Consider the following 18,314-nt stretch of genomic DNA (forward strand, 5'->3'; position numbering starts at 1 on the left):
GCAGCGCAGGCAAAGAGGAAATTAAGACATCTAAAGAATTCTTAAGGTGACCGCACGAGTGACCGGAATTGCTGCAAAAGTGATAGGTACCCAGGGTGATCGGCGAGTGCGTTATACAAAGGGTCGACACCGAACCAAAGCATCTCTATTTGCTGTTGTGCTAACGCTTCTTCGAGATAGCTAATCGCTTGTTCAGTCTCTCCAGCAATAAGTGCGTGGCGAGCCAAAGAAAGCGGAGGTCGATAATGCCCCAAGCGATGGCTCGGTGATTCCAATAGCAGCGCGCGATGCACTTCGGTTAAACCTTGCTCTTGGTATATCACCTCATAGCGCTGCAATGCCTCATCGCTCACGCTTGCAAGCTTCATTAGCGCGTACAAGTGGCTCCAAGCCATGTGCTCATCACCCGCGCTAAGGCCAATCAACTGGGCTGACACATGCACACCATAGGTGTGCGCGTCTCCTGCAAGTATCCGATTCACTTCTGCGCGAGCGGAATCCAGATCACCCATCATCAGGTGTAACCAGGCAACTGTAGGAATTGCATAAAACTCGGGGAAAGCGCGCCTAAGCACCGTGATGCTATTAGAAACTAAGGCGGTCTCACCCATCGCTAACATCATTTCTGCATAGCTCAATAAGAACTCGGGCGTATGCTCTTCGTGGGTAAATGCTAAGTTCAACTCAGTGTAGGCTTGTGAGAAATCCCAAAAGGCATAGAAGTATACCTGAGCAGTGACCCAGTGCAGCTGCGGCAATTCACGATTAAGCTCGCGAGCACGTTCGAGCAACGACGCCAGCTCCTGCCGATGTTCCTTAAGCTCCGCTACTGGCAGCTTTACCAACTTCGCTTGTACCAATCCTAAGTATGCTTGTGCATCAGGCCCCTCGGTTAAGGCCCGTCGAAAAAGACGAATCGCATCGTCGGGAGCGTCGGGTAGCAATTGCTGCGCTTGTGAAACCAATGACTCTGCTGGTGCATGCTCCTTATTGACCAATCCCACCATGAGCAAAAACGTAATTGCAGTACCTGCAGCGACAGCACCGAACCACCACATGCGCTTTGGCTGGCGCTGCGCTCCAAGCTGCACTCGTTCTGTCATTGGAGCCCAATAATAGCCCGAGCCTGAGATTGTTTTAATAAAGGTATCCGACGTGGTTTGACCCAGATGTTTTCGCAGCTGACTGACCGCTACGGTGATACTCTCTTCACTTACTACTCGCGGTGCCCACACGTCTTGCAGTAATTGATCTTTCCCTAATAACGTTTGCGGGTGTTCACAAAATAACGTGAGAAGCTTGACTAACCGAGGCTCTAGTTCGATCACGTCGCCTTCAGCGTTCACTAATAACGATTCGGCCGGCGTAAACGTATATCCGCTAAATCGGTAAACTCTGTCAGCCATCCAATAATAAGGGTTTTGTGTGCCGCTGTTCATAATAGGTTGACGAGTATTCCTGATGAAAGTGCAAGGAGCATGATTATTCTGAGAGTACCACATTATCGTCCGCTGAACGCATCATCCCGGAGGCGTGAAGATTTACATTGAGCTTTCAAATCAAAATATAGTAAGGTGCTAATATTCGATGTTGCAAGTGAGTCATCATGAAGCAGTCCTTGCCTAAGCTTACGCACGCTGACCCCACCCGCCACCAGCGTTCTCTTTTACGAGCGGTTCTAATCATCATTTTTATTTTTTCATTGGTGATTGGCAGCATTAATGTCGCTTTATTTTCAGCCTATCAGATTGCCACATTCAATTTTATCAGTGTGCTCGTGAGTGCTCTGATTTGGTATTACTATCATAGAAGCCGTAACCTAAAAGTTGCCTCCTGGTTGGTAACTGGAGCCATTTTATTTAACCTTGCGTGCTTTATTTCCTTAGCCAAAGGCGGCGCCTATTCACTCATTTGGATTACTATAATTCCGCCGCTCGTGTTCTTCTTACTCGGTCGCCGCGCCGGTTCTTGGGTCACCGCGCTGGCCTACAGCGCTACATTGCTTTATCTCTACGTCAATTTATCTAACCTTCCCCCGCTATCTTTCGGTACCGGAGCCATGCTGAACATTGCCGAAGTCATGTTGGTGCATTGGTTTTTATTTCGTCACTACGAGAGCTCTCGTAAAAGCGCCTATGCCGAGCTCGCACATCTGTCTGAATCTGATCGCCTTACCGGCGTTTACAACCGTGGGAAACTGGACGCATTACTGGAACAGACAATACAAGAGGTTCAAGAGAAACATACCCCAGCATGCCTTATGTTGATCGATATCGACCATTTTAAAGAAGTGAACGATAGTTTTGGGCATCTCGTGGGTGATCAGGTGTTAAAGCAAGTCGCGGTTACATTAAAAAGAAATATTCGAGAGGGCGACGCATTTGGCCGCTGGGGCGGTGAGGAGTTCATGCTTATTTGTACCCATACCGAGCTAGAGCACGCCAACCAGCTTGCAGAGGATTTGCGTCAGCGCGTGATGGATACCGTGGTTACCGAAAAAGGGCCGATAACCATAAGTATTGGGCTCGTTCAAATTGACCCGACGCTCACATCCACCGAAGCTATTCAATTCGTTGATCGTGCGCTGTATAAGGCGAAAGCCTCTGGGCGAAATACAGTTATTATCGCCCAGAGTGCTTAATTACCTAAAAAACTACCATCAAATCCGCGTAACCCAATCCGGCAAATATTCGATAGCAATGGTTTCTAACTCTTTATTACGCAAATGGCATCTTAGAACCAAATGCCGGTTCACCGAGCAGTTTATCAACAGGCTCAATCGTTCCTATTAATTGCACCGTTGTTTTGGTCGTTGTGAACTTACGCCCTAGTGATGTGCTTCCGCTTGCTCACGCACATGGCGCTCAAGCGACGTAAGCCCATAAGCTTTGCCGAGCACGATCGCTTCTTCAAGCTCTAGGCCTTGATGCCAGATCGCTCGCAAGGCAACCATCGCGCCAACGCGATTAGCACTGCCGCAATGAAGTAGAGATGATTCACCATCAATACGGTTCATGACCTCATGGAAAATACCCACGTAGTGGGGTGTGAGATCGGCTCCACCGGCGATAGGAATGTGAAAATACGCCATGGTTTCTTCGGTCGCCCAAGCGGCTGGATTAAAATCTTCTGTTTCAGAAGGCGGGCGAAGATTTACTACATTCTTGACCCCGAGTTCCGCAAAAGCACTTAATTGCTCTCGGGTCGGTTGGCCTGCACTGAAGATGTCATCCGTTGGTCGGTGCACATTATACACATCGGCCACAGATTCAGGGATCTCAGCCGACGCCCCATGATGATCACGTGCCTCAGCACAGGCCGATAGCACACCCACAGCCAACATGAGCGGAACCGCCCATACAAAACGCAGAATATTCATAAGTAATCCTCTAATTGTGTCCAACAACCACTGTAAACGTTGCTGTTAAGGCAAAGATCACCGCAACACAGAGCATTTCGATATAAATAACCCATGCTAAGTACGGTGACACCGAGTCATCCTTTAAGCGTGGCACGATTACCCATTTATTCAAGCCCGCACAACCAAGTAAAATCGCCACGAAACACAGCTTAAGTAGTAACGCGATCCCATAGTCTGTTGCGACAAAGTCTGAGGGAGCCGACAGTAACGCCCAGGTCATAAAGATTCCAGCGAGGATAAGAATCCCAACAATCGCCTGCGCCCATTGGCCAAAGGTCTCAAACACTGATTTCCAGCTAGTCAGTGCGGTTCTTCGCGCCGCGAACCACAAAGGCAATAGCGCACCGGTCCAAGCGCCAAGTGCTAAAACATGCAGCATGAGCGCAAGTTGTATCCATAATGGCGATGACGCAAGATGGCCACGCACCGTGAAGCCCCAAAGCAAGCCCGCATAGCCGAGCACCAACACCAGTCTCCAAATGTGCTGTTCTCGTCCCATACCAAAGCCAATTACCAAGAATGCAGCGATATGGGTCATCGCTGCTATTCCGGGTGGATCAAGCAGTAGAAATAGAAATAAATCCGCATCAAACATACCGCGAATGCCTGCTTGATTGATGCTGCCGATAAATAGGAAATAGCTGCTAATCGCTGATGTAACACCAAGACATGCGCCGATCCGCACATAACGCTGGTGTACCTTGGCATCATCCGAACGGTAATCTGCTGGTGCTGACTTATGCCAGAGATAGGAAACCAAAACACCGCCAAGAACTGCAGCGGTGCTGGCATAAATCAGGGTGTAGCTTAATGCGACCCATATATCCCACGTCATCGCGGTTTAATCACGCTCAAGTACAAATAAAATTGTTCCTGACACACGATGTCCGTCCTCTCCAATCAATGTCCAAGTAATGGTGTAATCATCACTTTCAAGCTCTGGAACACTGATTCGAAACTGATCATTGGCGCGACGAGTACGACGAAAATCAATGTCTATGTCGCCTTGCTCATGACCATTCAGTTCCACCGAAAGCAACCGCACCTCTTCATTGTATTGAAGGTGAATGGCCGACGGTGAACTCGTGAGTCGATCCCCATTGGCTGGCGTTGATTGCACTAGCTGACTATGCGCTTGCGCGGATTGAGCCAGTGCTAGAAACGCCCAAATAACGCCTAACGCCATTATCTGGATATACAATTTCATAAAAAATATCTCCTCTACTACTACGGTTATATTCCAAAGTCGTCATACCGAATGCGTTCTCTATCGACACCCAGTTGTTCAAGCATTCTAAGGGTTGCCGAAAGCATTTTAGGAGGACCGCACACATAGAAATCAAACGCCTGCATGTCGCTATTTGCAAGAAACGCAAACGCGGCCTCATGAACAAACCCTTCCTCTCCCATCCACTCACAACTAGGTTGCTTTGCTGAGAGGACCGGCACGTAGTTCACCTCTCCCCGTTGATTCAGTCGTTCAAACTCTTCGGAGTAGACCAATTCTTGTCGATTTCTCGCACCATAGAAGAATACCATACTGCGCGGCTCAGGTTCTGCAAGCTCCTCCTGAATAAGCGCGCGTAATGGAGCCATCCCTGCACCGCCGCCAATAAAGAATAGCTTCCGACCTTCACCAGGGATGCGCTGAAAATCACCATAAGGCCCTTCGGCAACAATTATTTCGCCTTCTTTCATGTTGCACAGGTAAGTTGATCCTATTCCTGGACGGTCGTGGCCATTCACTGGCGGTTGGTAACGAACCGTAAACACGAGTTCTTGGGTATCCGATGACGTTGCCATCGAATAGCTACGACGAACTTCATGGTGGGTAAACACGGCTTCCTTAATATTTACCCATTCAGGAGAAAACGCCTCAGGGACATCACTAGGACGTACCGGTGTTTGCCCGGAAGGAATCAAAAACTGCATATACTGGCCCGCGGAGAAATCAAAATGACCGTCCCGAACCTTAAAACGCAATTCTTTTAACATAGGCGTTAAAAATTTACTGCTAGTCAGTTCTAATGAAACTCGTTGAACATCTAATTCTTTCACTTCCACTTTAGAAGCATTGCCAATTTGATGCTGGCAGGCCAGACGATATCCTTGCTCTAGCTGATCGTCAGTGAGTAAATCTCGCTCTGCCGAAGTGATTTTGGTCGATGCAGCTAGTTTCACGGTACATAAGCCACAGGTACCACCCCCACCGCAACCACTTTCAACGGGAATATCGTGTTTCTGCAGTGTTTGTAATATCGTTTTATGCGCTTTGTCTTGCAAGCGCACATCTTGGTTACCCACTCGGGCTTGTAACGTTGCATTGCGTAAACTTATACGCATTTCACCACTACCCAGTAACTTAACGAGCAATATAAGTCCGGATAATGCGAACCACAGGGTGACAATTCCAGCGGTAATAATGACCAAGTTATTAAAGTTCCGACCACCGGTGTAATCTATAAAATGCAATCTGAACATCCAGTCAGCGACCACCCAGGGAGTATTTCTGTGGTCGAGAACCGAGCCCGAGTGGCTATCCACGTACACTCGAGTGTTAAGATCATCATTGTACTCAATTCGGTAGCCTTGTCCTTGCCATCCATTTAATTCCCGCGTACGCGTGATGGCAGCAACCCTTACAGCTTCACCGGGGCCGGAGTAAGTTGAGTTTGCAATTTGTATTGCCAGATTTTGATGTGTCCGCCAATCTTGGCCGGTGCGCCCATCAAGGAAGCTCACACCCTCACTGTGATGAATTTCTACTTGAGGGATATTGGCAACCAAACGCGTGCGTATTTTCGTCACATCATTAAAATTGCCCCACCACTCGGAGTTCAGTGCTGCCGCCTGCTCTGCACTGAGCCCCACTTGGGGTGGATGTTGATGGTACTGGTGCCCTTTCATTCCGTGGTGATCAACGAGCGCAAAATAAAGGCCACTAATAGTCCATAGAATAATTTGAAGCAGAATAATTAAGCCTGTCCAACGATGAAGCCATTGCATAAATTTCATACGAGCTTCCTCCGCGATGAACGTAGCGTTTGTAGCACCAGAATCGTACCGGTAAATGCAAATCCAAAGGTGGCGAGAATAAAGCCTCGCAACCACCATGTTGTAATGTCTGTTCGGTCTTTATAATCCATGATGTGGAGCATCCACATCATGTCGAAACCGCGCCAGAAATCATGACGGCGCACCGTCATTTCTCCGGTTTCTCTATGCAAATACAGGCTCGTTCGGCCAAAGTCATCGAAATCAACACGCCACATGGGTAGATGCGCAGGATTGAGTTCCGTCGGTGCCCGCTCAGTCAATAGTTCTACCCGGGTGATATCTGCTTCGCCCTTTTTGTAATATCGAGCGGCAAGTGCTTCGATATCGCGATCAGACAGGGTAATCGTAGATAAGTCCTTTAAACTCACTAGGAACTTTCTGTCTGGTGTATGGAGCTGCACTACTTCTTGGTAGTCTCCGTCGATAAAGCGACGCACAACCTGCGCATCATAGACCCCAGAATAGGCTTCCAGCACCTCTGGTAAACGGTCGATGACGTCTTGGTTCTGGATTGGCAGATCGGCCTCTTGTGTCAGGTGAACGCCATGAATGAATGGCAGCTTAAAAAAGACCATATAAGCGCCAGAAATTGCCCAAATGACCATTTGTACGCCTACAAAGAGCGAAAGCCACCTATGCCACGTTCGATAACCGGAAGACTGCATTTGCATAAAGAATCCCCAACTAAAAAGCGGCGAGAGAACATGTCTCCCGCCGCTACAACATTAGAATTGATAACGTAATTTCAGATACAGTTGGCGACCCATCAAATCGTAGGTCATTGTATCTGTATTCGCATCTGTCCAACTCCGAATGAAAGGTGCTTTCTTATCGAAAAGATTGTTCACACCAGCGCTCAACGTCCAGTTCTCGTCGAAGAACCACATGCCTTGAACATTGTGATAAAACACGTTCGACACACTTGAACCGATATCATCGGATGAAGCGTTGATATCGTCTGCCGAACCAATCATTCGAACGCCATAGTGGAACTGCCATTGCTCAGCGCTAAAGGTTGCTGATGCATCCGAGCGTAAACGCGCGAAGCTTCCGCTTCCACCCGTAATTTTACCCGCATAGCGAATTGGATTAGCTCCTGCAAATGGTTCCAATGTGTATTCGTCGAGATAGGTCATGTTCACGTTAAAGCGCGCATCAAGGCCAAACATCTGGGTACGGTAATACATTGACGCATCCACGCCTGATACAGTCTCTGTCGCCACGTTATCCGGCTGTGCAGATAGGAAGTTAATTGCGCCTGTTAACGGATCACGGGTGAACGTATCAGAACTACAGAAAGGATGAGATAGGTTCTCAGAGTTGTAACACGCCGATAATTTCGTTGATCCGGCCACGCCGCGAATCGCACTCTTTATTTTTATGTCGAAGTAATCAAGCGTGAACTGCAACCCTTCGACGTAAGGCACATCCCAGACAACACCCGCGGTAAATGTATTGGCATCTTCGGGTTGCAAGTCTGGATTACCACCAGTGCGGGTCAGTACTGTTGAGCCCGACTGCGTGTATCCCGCAGGAACGCCATCAGCTTGACAGTTCGAAGCAACCGTCGGATCTGCCCCAGGTTGGTCCCAGCCTGAACAGGGATCGGATGTAGTTAAGTTACCTTCACCAATACCGCCAAACAACTCAGGGATATTAGGAACGCGGAACGCCGTTGATTGCGTAGCTCGAAGCTTCAAATTGTCGTTTACAGCCCAGTGCAATCCAAGCTTGTAGTTACCATCACTACCAAAAGTATCGTAATCGGAATAGCGATATGCGACATCTAAAGCAACATAGTCTGCGAAATCACGATCCACGAGTAGTGGAATTGAGGTTTCAACATAAGCTTCTGATACCGTGTACTCACCGCGGAGTGGTTCTTGACGGTTTGTATTCATAATACCCGCCACCACCGATGAATCCGGCTCACGCCAGCCACTTTCCTTGCGATGCTCAACTCCAAAGGCCACTGGAATCACACCATTACGAGTTTCAAATAAATCACCGGCAATATTTGCTGTAATGGACCGCTGTTGGTTACCACCATAATCATTAATACGGAACAAGATATAGTCGAGTGCGTCTTGTGAAATATTACCCAGACCAATGAGGTCCGCACAGGGCACACCGTTACCGCAGGTGTCCGGATCGATGGCTCGTCCTAAGCGCTCTAGGTTCACAATATTATCGGCTGCATCGTTACCTGTGGTGCGACCAAAATTATACGCAACTTCCCACGACCAATTGTTGTCCCAGAGGCCATTTAAACCGGTGACCATGCGGAAGGTATTTACGTCTTGCTCGAAATGACGTGGGCCTGCTTCTTCAAGACGGCGTTGTACGATTCGAATGTCCTCTCCCACTGGATTGTGTGGGTGATCGGCAGAGTAGTCTAAGTTACGTAAGGTACCTGGCGTCGCAATTTGATTTGAGCGACGATTGTTGTACAGCACTTCCGCAAACGCGTAGGTTTCCTGACCAATTCGATAATCACCAAAACTTGAGAAGCTCAATGTGGTAACAGGGTTGACCGCGTTCAGCATGTTAAAGAAATCAACGTTGTGAACTGCTGGATCATAGGTGTCATATCCTTTCGGATCGCCACCTGGGGTTTGGTTGAAGTTAATCTGACGGCCAGTTTCTGGGCCGCTTGTAATGACTGCGCGACCACCTGGCGTAGAGGCGCTACCAAAGCATCCTAATTGGCCCGGAGAGGTTTCTGCAAGCGCACAAGATGCGCGATCTGCCATGTTCACCGCTTCTGTTGAACGATAACTTAATGTTGTCGTTAAGCGACCGCGATCCGAAGAGGTTCCAAGCATCATGTTAACGGAGGTTTCCTCACCATCACCCTTATCGGTGCTCGCGAAACGTGCTTCGGTCATGAAGCCTTCGAAGTTCTTGCGGGTAATAATATTCACGACACCGGCAACCGCATCAGCGCCATAAATCGCTGATGCACCGTCTTTCAATACCTCGACGCGTTCGATCATGGTTACTGGAATGGTATTCAAGTCGACCGCTGCGTTGGCTCCCGTACCACCATTTACGACACGACGCCCATTCAGTAACACCAAGGTACGGTTGACCCCGAGGCCTCGTAAATTTACTTGGGTTGTTCCCCAGCCACCACCTACCCAGTAAGCACTGGTTTGGTTGCCGCCAAAACCTGCGGATGCGGACATTTTCTGAAGCAATAGTTCCATTGAGGTGACACCCGACAGCTCAATGTCTTCAGCTGTAAATACTTGAATGGGCGCCGCACTTTCAGCTTCGCTTCTTAATACCCGTGATCCCGTTACCGAAATACGTTCAATTCTTTGCTCTTGTGCTTCTGGCTGTGTGTTTGTTTCTTGCGCTAATGCGCTAGTACTGGGCGCGACGATAAAGCCGACCGCGATAGCAACGCTTGATAATTTATGCATTTTCATAATTCCCCCGGCATATGCCATGTTGTTATAACGTGCACTTCTATTCATAGCAGCCATTATGTTGTATATGCAACTTCAATTTATCGCTAATTAGCGGTGTAAATTATTATTTTTATTATATTTTTTGACAAAAGGTCGCCCAAATCGTGATTTAATTACGACTTGTATAGATAACTATCTGTGTTTACTGTGTGTGTTTTAACGGTTTTTAAAGTTCCGCCTCACCTCCCTAATCGCAAGTTGTATGTGCATATATATATTCCAAATATGAATAACAATTTATCTGTTACGCCAAATAAGTTTAAAAAACGCGCTTTTTTCTAAGTAACTTCTGCATCGGCTTAGGTTAATCACGAGGGTGCGCATTGAAAAATCACGAAAACACCCTCGTCATGTCTAATTTAAGCCGCTTTATTTAATCCTTTAAGCCGCAAACTCCACTCTTCTCGCATGCTGTAAAGTACCGGCACGACAAACATGGTGAGTACCACGAAGGTAAGCCCACCCACTGTTGGAATTGCCATTGGAATCATCAAATCGGCACCGCGACCCGTGGCGGTAAGCACCGGGAACAACGCCAAAATGGTGGTTGCGCTTGTCATTAAGCAGGGGCGAACGCGCTGCAAGCCCGCTTCAACGACACGTTCACGAATGGCGTCAATGCTATCGCTTGCCTCCTCCGAGAAGCGTTGTTTCAGGTAGGTCGCCATAACCACACCATCGTCGACAGCGATGCCAAATAACGCCAAGAATCCTACCCAAACCGCCACACTTAAATGGGTAACATCAAATTGGAAGATGTCACGCATAGTCACGCCTTGGGTAATCAACGGAATGGAGAAATTGGCAAACCACGACTGGCCGTACAGATACAGCATGATAAAACCACCACCCCAAGCTACCGCGATTCCACTAAACACCATTAATGCGGTAGTCACTTGCTTAAACTGCAAATAAAGCAGGATGAAAATCAGCGTAAGCGATAGCGGAATAACGACTTTGAGGGTCTCCATGGCGCTTTGCTGCTGTTGGTAACTCCCAGCGAACGTGTAGCTCACCCCGGTTGGCAAACGCAGTTCACCCCGATCCCGGGCTTGCTGAAGATGTTCACGAGCAGCTTCAACTGCCTCCACTTCCGCAAAGCCATTGGCTGCGCCAAACGTTACGTAGGCGGTGAGGAAGGTATTCTCCGACCGAATCATCTGCGGACCACGCTCAAAGCGAATTTCAGCAAGCTCCGACAACGGCACCTGCGCGCCATTGGGTGTTGCCACCAGAATGTTATACATGGCCTCGATATCATCGCGCTGTTCGCGTTGATAACGCACCCGAATTGGATAGCGCTCGCGACCCTCAACACTGCGTGTCACTTCGACACCACCAATAGCTGCAGCAACGGTATTTTGCACCGCCTCTATTCGCAGCCCATAGCGGGCGATTTGATCACGATCGAGATGAATCTCAAGGTAGGGGCTCCCAACAACGCGCTCTGCATTGACCGAATTAGGATTCACCCCTGGTGATTCTCGGAGAACCGATTCAACGGCCAGCGCTGATTGCTCAAGCGTTGCCAAATCAGGCCCTTGAACTTTCACCCCCATCGCTGCACGCATGCCGGTTTGTAACATTAACTGGCGTGTTTCAATGGGCTGCAAACGCGGCGCCGATGTCACACCCGGCACTTCTGCCGCACGCACAATTTCATCCCAGATATCACGCGGGCTTTGGATATGATCGCGCCACTGTCGGTAAGGTCGGCCGCGGGCATCTTCAATTAAATGACCGCGACCATCACGTACAAACTCACCCTGCCGATTCACGCGGAAGTTTAAGCGACGTCCATTTTCATCCGTTTTGAACTCACTTTTATAATTGATGATGGTTTCAATCATGGACACTGGCGCGGGATCGAGCGCGGTTTCTGCGCGGCCAATTTTCCCTACCACCGTATCCACTTCAGGAATTGCCGCAATAGCGCGATCTTGTTGACTCAGCACGTCTAGTGCCTCACCAATAGATGCATGTGGCATGGTTGTTGGCATCAACAGGAACGAGCCCTCATCGAGTGGTGGCATAAATTCACGCCCTAAACCGGGCATAATCACCAAACCAGCGATAACCACCAAGGTAGGTAGCGCAAGGAACAACGCTTTAAATCGCAAACACCAACGCAAGATTCTTTCATAGAAGTGAATGAGTAAGGAAAACCCACCCACCACAGCAGCAAAAAGAAAGCCAACGAATAGAATATTGCGAAGTGACCCAGCGCCAGGACCTAGGGGTTCCCACAGGCCCGATAGTGCCACTAAAACCACCAGTGTGAGCACGACATAACATGCATGATAAAGGCGCTTACGTTGCTCTAACCAACGGTCCACTCTCTGCAGTCGGTCACTCAGCAAGATCCGTAACATCACTGGAACAACCACGAGTGCAAGGACGATCGCAGCCAATAGCACTAAGGTTTTGGTGTAGGCCAATGGCGTAAACAGCTTCCCTTCGGCTCCCGTCATTGTGAAGACAGGCAAAAAGCTAATCACGGTTGTGGCAATCGCGGTGAATACTGCAGGCCCTACTTCTTTCGTGCCTTTAATGATCGATTCGGATACATCTATGTCAGGGAATTTCTTGCGCAACCTGAGTATATTGTCGGTAACGATGATCCCCATATCGACAATGGTTCCGATGGCGATGGCAATCCCGGCCAACGCCACAATATTTGCCTCCACACCTAATAGGCGCATGCCAATAAACGTCATCAGCACTGCCAATGGCAACATGGTGGCAATCGTGAGCGCTGAGCGCAGGTGCAGCAACATAAGAAGAACGACGGCGGCGGTAATTAACAGCTGCTGCGTGAGGGCATCACTCAGCGTCCCTAATGTTTCCATAATCAAGGTCGAGCGATCATAGAACGGGACGATGGTAATTTTGCTTAAATTGACCCACTCGGGCCAGCGCTCGCGCGGATGCGATTGCAGCCACTGAGTCCATTGCTGCTGTTCTGCATCGTCAAAGTTTAGCGTGGCAATCTGAAAATCTGGCAATCCTTGTGAACGCGCGAAGGCGCGAACCTCTGCTGTATCTGTCGCACTCCAATCGATCACGGCACGCGCCGGAAGACTTGGTGCTATTTCATCGATACGCTGCTTGGTATTTTCAATCGCGGCGAGTGGATTAAAGCCTTCACGAACTGTCACCACACCGCCCACCGCTTCCGCACCGGCGACATCTAGAGCACCGCGGCGCTCTGCAGGTCCGAAGTTTACTTGGGCGACGTCAGACACGCGAATGGGTGTATTGTCACTCGCTAAACGCACAACCGCTTGTTCGATATCTGCCAGTGATTTAATAAAACCGACACCGCGAACGATATACTCAACTTGATTGATCTCCGTTGTACGTGCGCCGATATCTAAATTTGATTCGGCAACTGCCGCCATCACCTGCTCTAAGGTCACGTCAAAGTACCGGAGCGCGTCAGGATCAATATCAATTTGATACTCGCGAACATAACCGCCGATGGACGCGACTTCGCTAATACCTTCCGCGGCAAGCAGACCATAACGCACATACCAATCTTGTACCGAGCGCAGCTCATCTAAATCCCAACCGCCAATGGGCTGGCCATCAGGATCTCGGCCCTCAAGCGTATATAAATACACCTGCCCTAGGCCAGTGGCGTCCGGTCCTAACGCTGGCTGAACGCCATCCGGTAATGTTCCAGCAGGCAAGCTTGCAAGCTTCTCCAGAATGCGCGCCCGCGACCAATAGAACTCCACGTCTTCATGGAAGATCACCGAAATGCTAGAGAATCCGAACATGGAAAGCGTACGAACATCTTTCACACCCGGAACCCCCATCAATTGCACCGACAGCGGGTAACTTACCTGGTCATCTACATCTTGCGGCGAGCGTCCTGACCATTCGGTATAAACAATCTGCTGGTTCTCGCCAATGTTTGGAATAGCATCCACGGCAACTGGAGAGCGCGGCAACGATGTATCCCAGTTAAAGGGTGCAACCGCTACGCCGGCAAACAATATGAGTACCGTCAGAAGCGCAACAATTAACTTGTTTTGCAACAGCCACTGAATCATTCGTGGTGCCCCCCGTGCCCCTGCAGAACACCTTCATGATCGCCGCAACGGAGCATTTGCGCACCAAAGTATGGATTCAGCAAACTATCATCTTGCTGCAACCAAAAAGCCCCTTGCCCACGTCTTGCCATGGGACAGAACATCAGGTGCAACTCGCCTTGGTGATAGCCGGCCTGTGCCAAGGCAATCATGCCGCGAGAATGGTCAAAGAAATGATCACGTGCAGTTGCAATGCGGGTTACATGATGGGCATGCCCCATACCCTGCTCAAGCAGATCCTGCACTTCGTTGAGCGAACTAGACCACTGCACCGCTGCGACTTCCCCATAGAAGGCTTCCGCCGCGTTTTGCCACGCGCCTAAATCGTCGCTATGAAGCGCTTCCCACATGTGGTGATAGGCCTGGAATACGTCCTCTACATGGAGTTCCGCATCAAAACTAACCTGTTCGGACATGTCTGTTGGTGAAGCATGAGTTTCGTGGCTGTCGTGCGCATGGCCATTGCCAGCGTCAATTTCATGACCATGATGTTCATGGCCTGTTGCACCACCACCTTCCGGCGCCATCATGCTTGGTCGTCCGCGCAGCTGTAGTTCGCTATCAATGCGGAATGCGCCTCGACTTACAATCATTTCACCTGCACTCAGTCCACTGAGCACCTCGTAGCGGTCACCTAAACGACGCCCTAATTCCACAGTGCGCGCTTCAAACTCTCCGCCTTGCGCTTCAGTCTGTACGTAAACTAACGCCCGCTTGCCGGTAATTAATGGGGCAGATTTGGGAATTGTCAGTACATCAGGGACTTCGATTTTTACAGTGGCGCGGGTAAAGGCCCCGGCAACTAATCCAGCCTCTGTTTGGTTGATCGCTACCCGCACTGTGCGAGTCCGTCGCTCCGCATCGATGCGAGGTGCTATGGATACCACGTCGCCAGAGAGCGCGGATGACTGTGAGCCAAGTGTGAATTCAAGGGATTGGCCCACTTGGATAGAGCCCAAATCGCGCTCAAACACCTCAAACAACGCCCACAGCTGGCGACTATCAGCAAGTTCAAGGAGTATGTCACCGGTATTGACATAGTCGCCCTGACTGACATTGCGGGTGACAACTAATCCTGAGCTCGGAGCACGAATTGTGACGCGGTCGCGCGCTTCTCCGCGCTCAATGATTTGGTCAATCTGTGTTTGGCTTAAACCTAACAAACGCAAACGCTCGCGTGCTGCGCGCAGTGTCATCGCTTGAGAATCACGCAGAAACTCAGGCGCTTGTTGGCGACTCTGACGATATGCCTGCAGCAGTTCTTGTTGCGCTACGAAAAGGTCCGGACTGTATAATTCAACCAAGGGGGCGTTTGTTTCCACTTGCGCGCCTGAGTAGTTCACATAGAGACGCTCAATTCGTCCCCCGGTCCAAGCACTAATCGATGTCAACGCGCGTTCATCAAAATCAATTTGGCCGGTTAACCGAATTTCATGATGGGCGGTACCCTGCTGAACGGGCTCGGTTTGCAATCCCAGAAGAGCGAGACTGCGACCGGTAAACTCAATGCGAACAAACTCGTCATCCGAACCACCCGCGGCGACCGGAATGAGTTCCATACCGCAAATAGGACAACGCTCATTCGGGTCAGTACTGCGAAAACTTGGGTGCATCGAACAGGTATATTCCTGAGCTTGAGCACTAAATGCCTCTTGCAGGTCAGCACCATTATGGTCGGCATGATCATGGTCAACCTGAGCTGTATGATCGTGGTCGTGATCATGGGGAGGCGTTTGGAATGCGATACCCAATGCGAGGGTACCTACAACCATCACAACAAATAGGGCCGCAATGGCATTGACGGTATTTATCTTTTTCATGGTGACACCTCAGCATGCGTCGCTGGAACAATTAATGATTGGATAGTGGCCACGGCGGCCAGTTGATTAGCGAGCGCTCGGCGGTACGCTAAGGAAAAGCTCAACCATTCTTGTTGGCTGGCAATCACATCTGCAAAGCTCGCATTGCTATTACTGTATTGACTTAGAATTGAAGCCACCGCTTGCTCTGCGCGTCTTACCAAAACTTCCCCATAGAGTTGACGATCTCGCTCCGCTTCACGCCACTGATACAAGGCCATACTTAGCTCTGCCTGAACTTCCAATCGAGCTGCTTGTAGGCGTGCTTCGCCACTTTTCACATTTGCGCTGGCAGCCTCTTGCAATGCTCGGTAATTCGAACGCCAAATCGGCAGCGAAAACGACACCATCCCAGCGAATGTGCCATCACCCATCTCCGTGTCCATATATTCGATACCGAGCATCAGCCGAGGAAGCCCTGCCCTGCTCGCCACATCGCGACCCACATGGAGTGCCTGAAGTTCATATTGTGTTGCCAGCAAGGTCGCGTTTTGTTCGTGAGCGAGCGCATACAAATCATCTTCAGGCGCAGGTAACTGCGCATAATTTTCATGTGTTTTTTGCAAAGAGAAATGCTCAGGTAGCGCAGCCCGTGCATCGCGGCCTAATGCACTGTTGAGGCGTGCTTGTTGGGAAACCAACAATGCCTTCAGGTTTTCATAATCGCTGCGGGCTGCATCCAGAGTGTTCTGCGCCCGTAATAGATCGCTCATCGCACCATTACCAGCGGCATATTGTTGTTCGACAACATGTACAACGTGGCTGAGCAAGCTAATCAGCTCTTGCTGCAGCGCTGCGTTCTCTTGCACATACAGATATTCACTAAATGCCGTCATTACATTTGCGGCAATATCCGCTTGCACTTGTGCCAAGCGTGCCTGCCCGGCGCGATATTCAGCACGTGCTTGTTCCATCGCCATACTGCGGCGTTGAAAAATAGGAATATCTTGGCTTACTGCAAGAGTACGATAGCCCGTATCATTTAAACCTTGGCTTAGACTGACTTCCGGATCCATAAAGGCGCCAGAGGCCGTCATGTTGGCCTCTGCACGTTCGAGATCCGCTTGTGCCGCTCGCACAAGGGGATGATGCTTTTGCGCATAGCGAATTAAGTCGGCGATGTGCGCATCAACTGGCAATGGCAGCGCCTGCTGAGTCGTTGGAACAGCGTCAATACCCGAGTAATCAGGCTGATAACTGGCACAGCCCGACAGTGCAATAACAACCAACAAGGCGCAACAGCGCAATGGGTGACGATAGAAATACATGGAATAGCTCCTGAACAATCAATCACAATCGGTACGAGTGATAATCACAACGACCGAACTTCAACGATGTATTCAGGTAATAATTGGAGGTGGTGTAGCTTTTGCGAGGGTAAACGAATAGAGCGACGTTCGACTCACTGCTGAGTCATGCATAACGACTGGATTATTCAGTTGTAATGCGGCAGCAGCGGCGCTACAGCCATGGCCTGACATCACACAATGACCACAATCCGTCGAACAATCTGTGAGGCAATCCGACATTTCATCGCAACAGTCTGTTGCTTGCTCAGCGCTTGCTGCGCTTCTACCTTGACGAACTTCCGCAAGTCGAGCTGCCATCAGTTCACAATGTGCAGCGTCATCGACAGCGAGTTCACTAGCGACTATTGGCTGACTGGGCATTGAATGTGCGTCAGGCATCACCGCGCTGTTGCCCGAGAAAGGCAATAGCAACAATGAAAAAACTGTGACGATAACAATCAAAAACCGCATCAAAACTCCTAAGGTTAGTTATTTCACTATACTCGGAGTTTTCTGGTTTGCAACTGCTTAGTTGTCAATACAACTATAATGATCGTTAATTCTTATGCAAATACCTGACAAATCGCGGTTTTGTGTCTACTTTTAAGAGTAAACCCTAACTAGGAGTACAATAATGACAGCAACAATGGCTATGGGGCTTGCCTCTATCCTCTTTCTTTTCGCGATGATCATTGGCGTCATGCTCGCATTTGCTCGTTTTGGCAAAGGCAATAATCCTCCGCCTGTTCTTGTTTGGTGGCACGGGGCGTTCGCGATTGTAGGTTTCCTCATTTTGCTATATGGCGCATTTTTCGTAGGCTACCCTCCTACCGCGACCACCGGGATCGTATTAATTGCGCTTGCCGCCATCGGCGGTCTTATCATGCATTTTAAATATGATCGGAAGAAAAAGTTAATCCCTGTTCCTCTGGTCTGGGCGCACGGGGTTGCCGCTGCCATAGGCTTTCTTATGATTATTTACGCGATGCTCAATATTGCAGATACCGCACAAATATAGACATCAAGATTTTGTATTAAAGGCAGCATCATCGCTGCCTTTATTTTTGCTCAAAAGAATTGGTGGTAAAGTGAATACTGACTCATTTTTCATGGAT

The 18,314-nt window shown here is 49.4% G+C and carries 13 protein-coding genes; 2 read left to right on the forward strand and 11 right to left on the reverse strand.

What is annotated here, in order from left to right:
- Window positions 1–41: 41 nt before the first annotated feature.
- Window positions 42–1,439, reverse strand: coding sequence for a winged helix-turn-helix domain-containing protein (locus tag HXZ99_RS06070; protein WP_194756389.1), 1,398 nt, complete (start codon window positions 1,437–1,439; stop codon window positions 42–44).
- A 167-nt stretch (window positions 1,440–1,606) separates the two neighbouring features.
- Here HXZ99_RS06070 and HXZ99_RS06075 point away from each other — a divergent pair, with 167 nt between their 5' ends.
- Window positions 1,607–2,641: a GGDEF domain-containing protein gene (locus HXZ99_RS06075; RefSeq protein WP_194756390.1), complete on the forward strand. Its 1,035-nt coding sequence runs from the start codon at window positions 1,607–1,609 to the stop codon at window positions 2,639–2,641.
- A 186-nt stretch (window positions 2,642–2,827) separates the two neighbouring features.
- Here HXZ99_RS06075 and HXZ99_RS06080 read toward each other — a convergent pair whose 3' ends face one another.
- The 10 genes from HXZ99_RS06080 to HXZ99_RS06125 form a co-directional block, all read right to left on the reverse strand.
- Window positions 2,828–3,379, reverse strand: coding sequence for a fused DSP-PTPase phosphatase/NAD kinase-like protein (locus HXZ99_RS06080; RefSeq protein WP_194756391.1), 552 nt, complete (start codon window positions 3,377–3,379; stop codon window positions 2,828–2,830).
- 10 nt (window positions 3,380–3,389) lie between these two features.
- Complete coding sequence (locus tag HXZ99_RS06085; RefSeq protein ID WP_194756392.1) at window positions 3,390–4,256, reverse strand: copper resistance D family protein; 867 nt, start codon at window positions 4,254–4,256, stop codon at window positions 3,390–3,392.
- Window positions 4,257–4,262: 6 nt separating this feature from the next.
- Window positions 4,263–4,628: a copper resistance CopC family protein gene (locus HXZ99_RS06090; protein WP_194756393.1), complete on the reverse strand. Its 366-nt coding sequence runs from the start codon at window positions 4,626–4,628 to the stop codon at window positions 4,263–4,265.
- 26 nt (window positions 4,629–4,654) lie between these two features.
- A complete protein-coding gene (locus HXZ99_RS06095; RefSeq protein WP_194756394.1) occupies window positions 4,655–6,436 on the reverse strand; it encodes an NADH:ubiquinone reductase (Na(+)-transporting) subunit F in 1,782 nt (593 codons plus the stop codon).
- Window positions 6,433–7,149 carry a hypothetical protein gene (locus HXZ99_RS06100; protein WP_194756395.1) on the reverse strand — a complete coding sequence of 239 codons (717 nt, stop codon included), beginning with the start codon at window positions 7,147–7,149 and terminating at the stop codon, window positions 6,433–6,435. The genes HXZ99_RS06095 and HXZ99_RS06100 overlap by 4 nt, the downstream gene beginning before the upstream one ends.
- 54 nt (window positions 7,150–7,203) lie before the next feature.
- A complete protein-coding gene (locus HXZ99_RS06105) occupies window positions 7,204–9,906 on the reverse strand; it encodes a TonB-dependent receptor (protein ID WP_194756396.1) in 2,703 nt (900 codons plus the stop codon).
- Window positions 9,907–10,313: 407 nt separating this feature from the next.
- Complete coding sequence (locus HXZ99_RS06110; RefSeq protein WP_194756397.1) at window positions 10,314–14,012, reverse strand: efflux RND transporter permease subunit; 3,699 nt, start codon at window positions 14,010–14,012, stop codon at window positions 10,314–10,316.
- Window positions 14,009–15,871 carry an efflux RND transporter periplasmic adaptor subunit gene (locus HXZ99_RS06115; RefSeq protein ID WP_194756398.1) on the reverse strand — a complete coding sequence of 621 codons (1,863 nt, stop codon included), beginning with the start codon at window positions 15,869–15,871 and terminating at the stop codon, window positions 14,009–14,011. Before HXZ99_RS06115 ends, HXZ99_RS06110 begins: the two co-directional genes overlap by 4 nt.
- The gene (locus HXZ99_RS06120) at window positions 15,868–17,178 is read right to left on the reverse strand and encodes a TolC family protein (protein WP_194756399.1); all 1,311 of its coding nucleotides are present in this window, start codon (window positions 17,176–17,178) and stop codon (window positions 15,868–15,870) included. The genes HXZ99_RS06115 and HXZ99_RS06120 overlap by 4 nt, the downstream gene beginning before the upstream one ends.
- A gap of 72 nt (window positions 17,179–17,250) precedes the next feature.
- Window positions 17,251–17,670: a hypothetical protein gene (locus HXZ99_RS06125; protein WP_194756400.1), complete on the reverse strand. Its 420-nt coding sequence runs from the start codon at window positions 17,668–17,670 to the stop codon at window positions 17,251–17,253.
- Window positions 17,671–17,833: 163 nt separating this feature from the next.
- Between HXZ99_RS06125 and HXZ99_RS06130 the strand changes: the two genes are divergently transcribed.
- Window positions 17,834–18,217, forward strand: coding sequence for a hypothetical protein (locus HXZ99_RS06130; RefSeq protein ID WP_194756401.1), 384 nt, complete (start codon window positions 17,834–17,836; stop codon window positions 18,215–18,217).
- Window positions 18,218–18,314 lie beyond the last annotated feature (97 nt).

The sequence above is a fragment of the Aliidiomarina indica genome (assembly GCF_015354615.1).
Lineage (GTDB): Bacteria > Pseudomonadota > Gammaproteobacteria > Enterobacterales > Alteromonadaceae > Aliidiomarina > Aliidiomarina indica.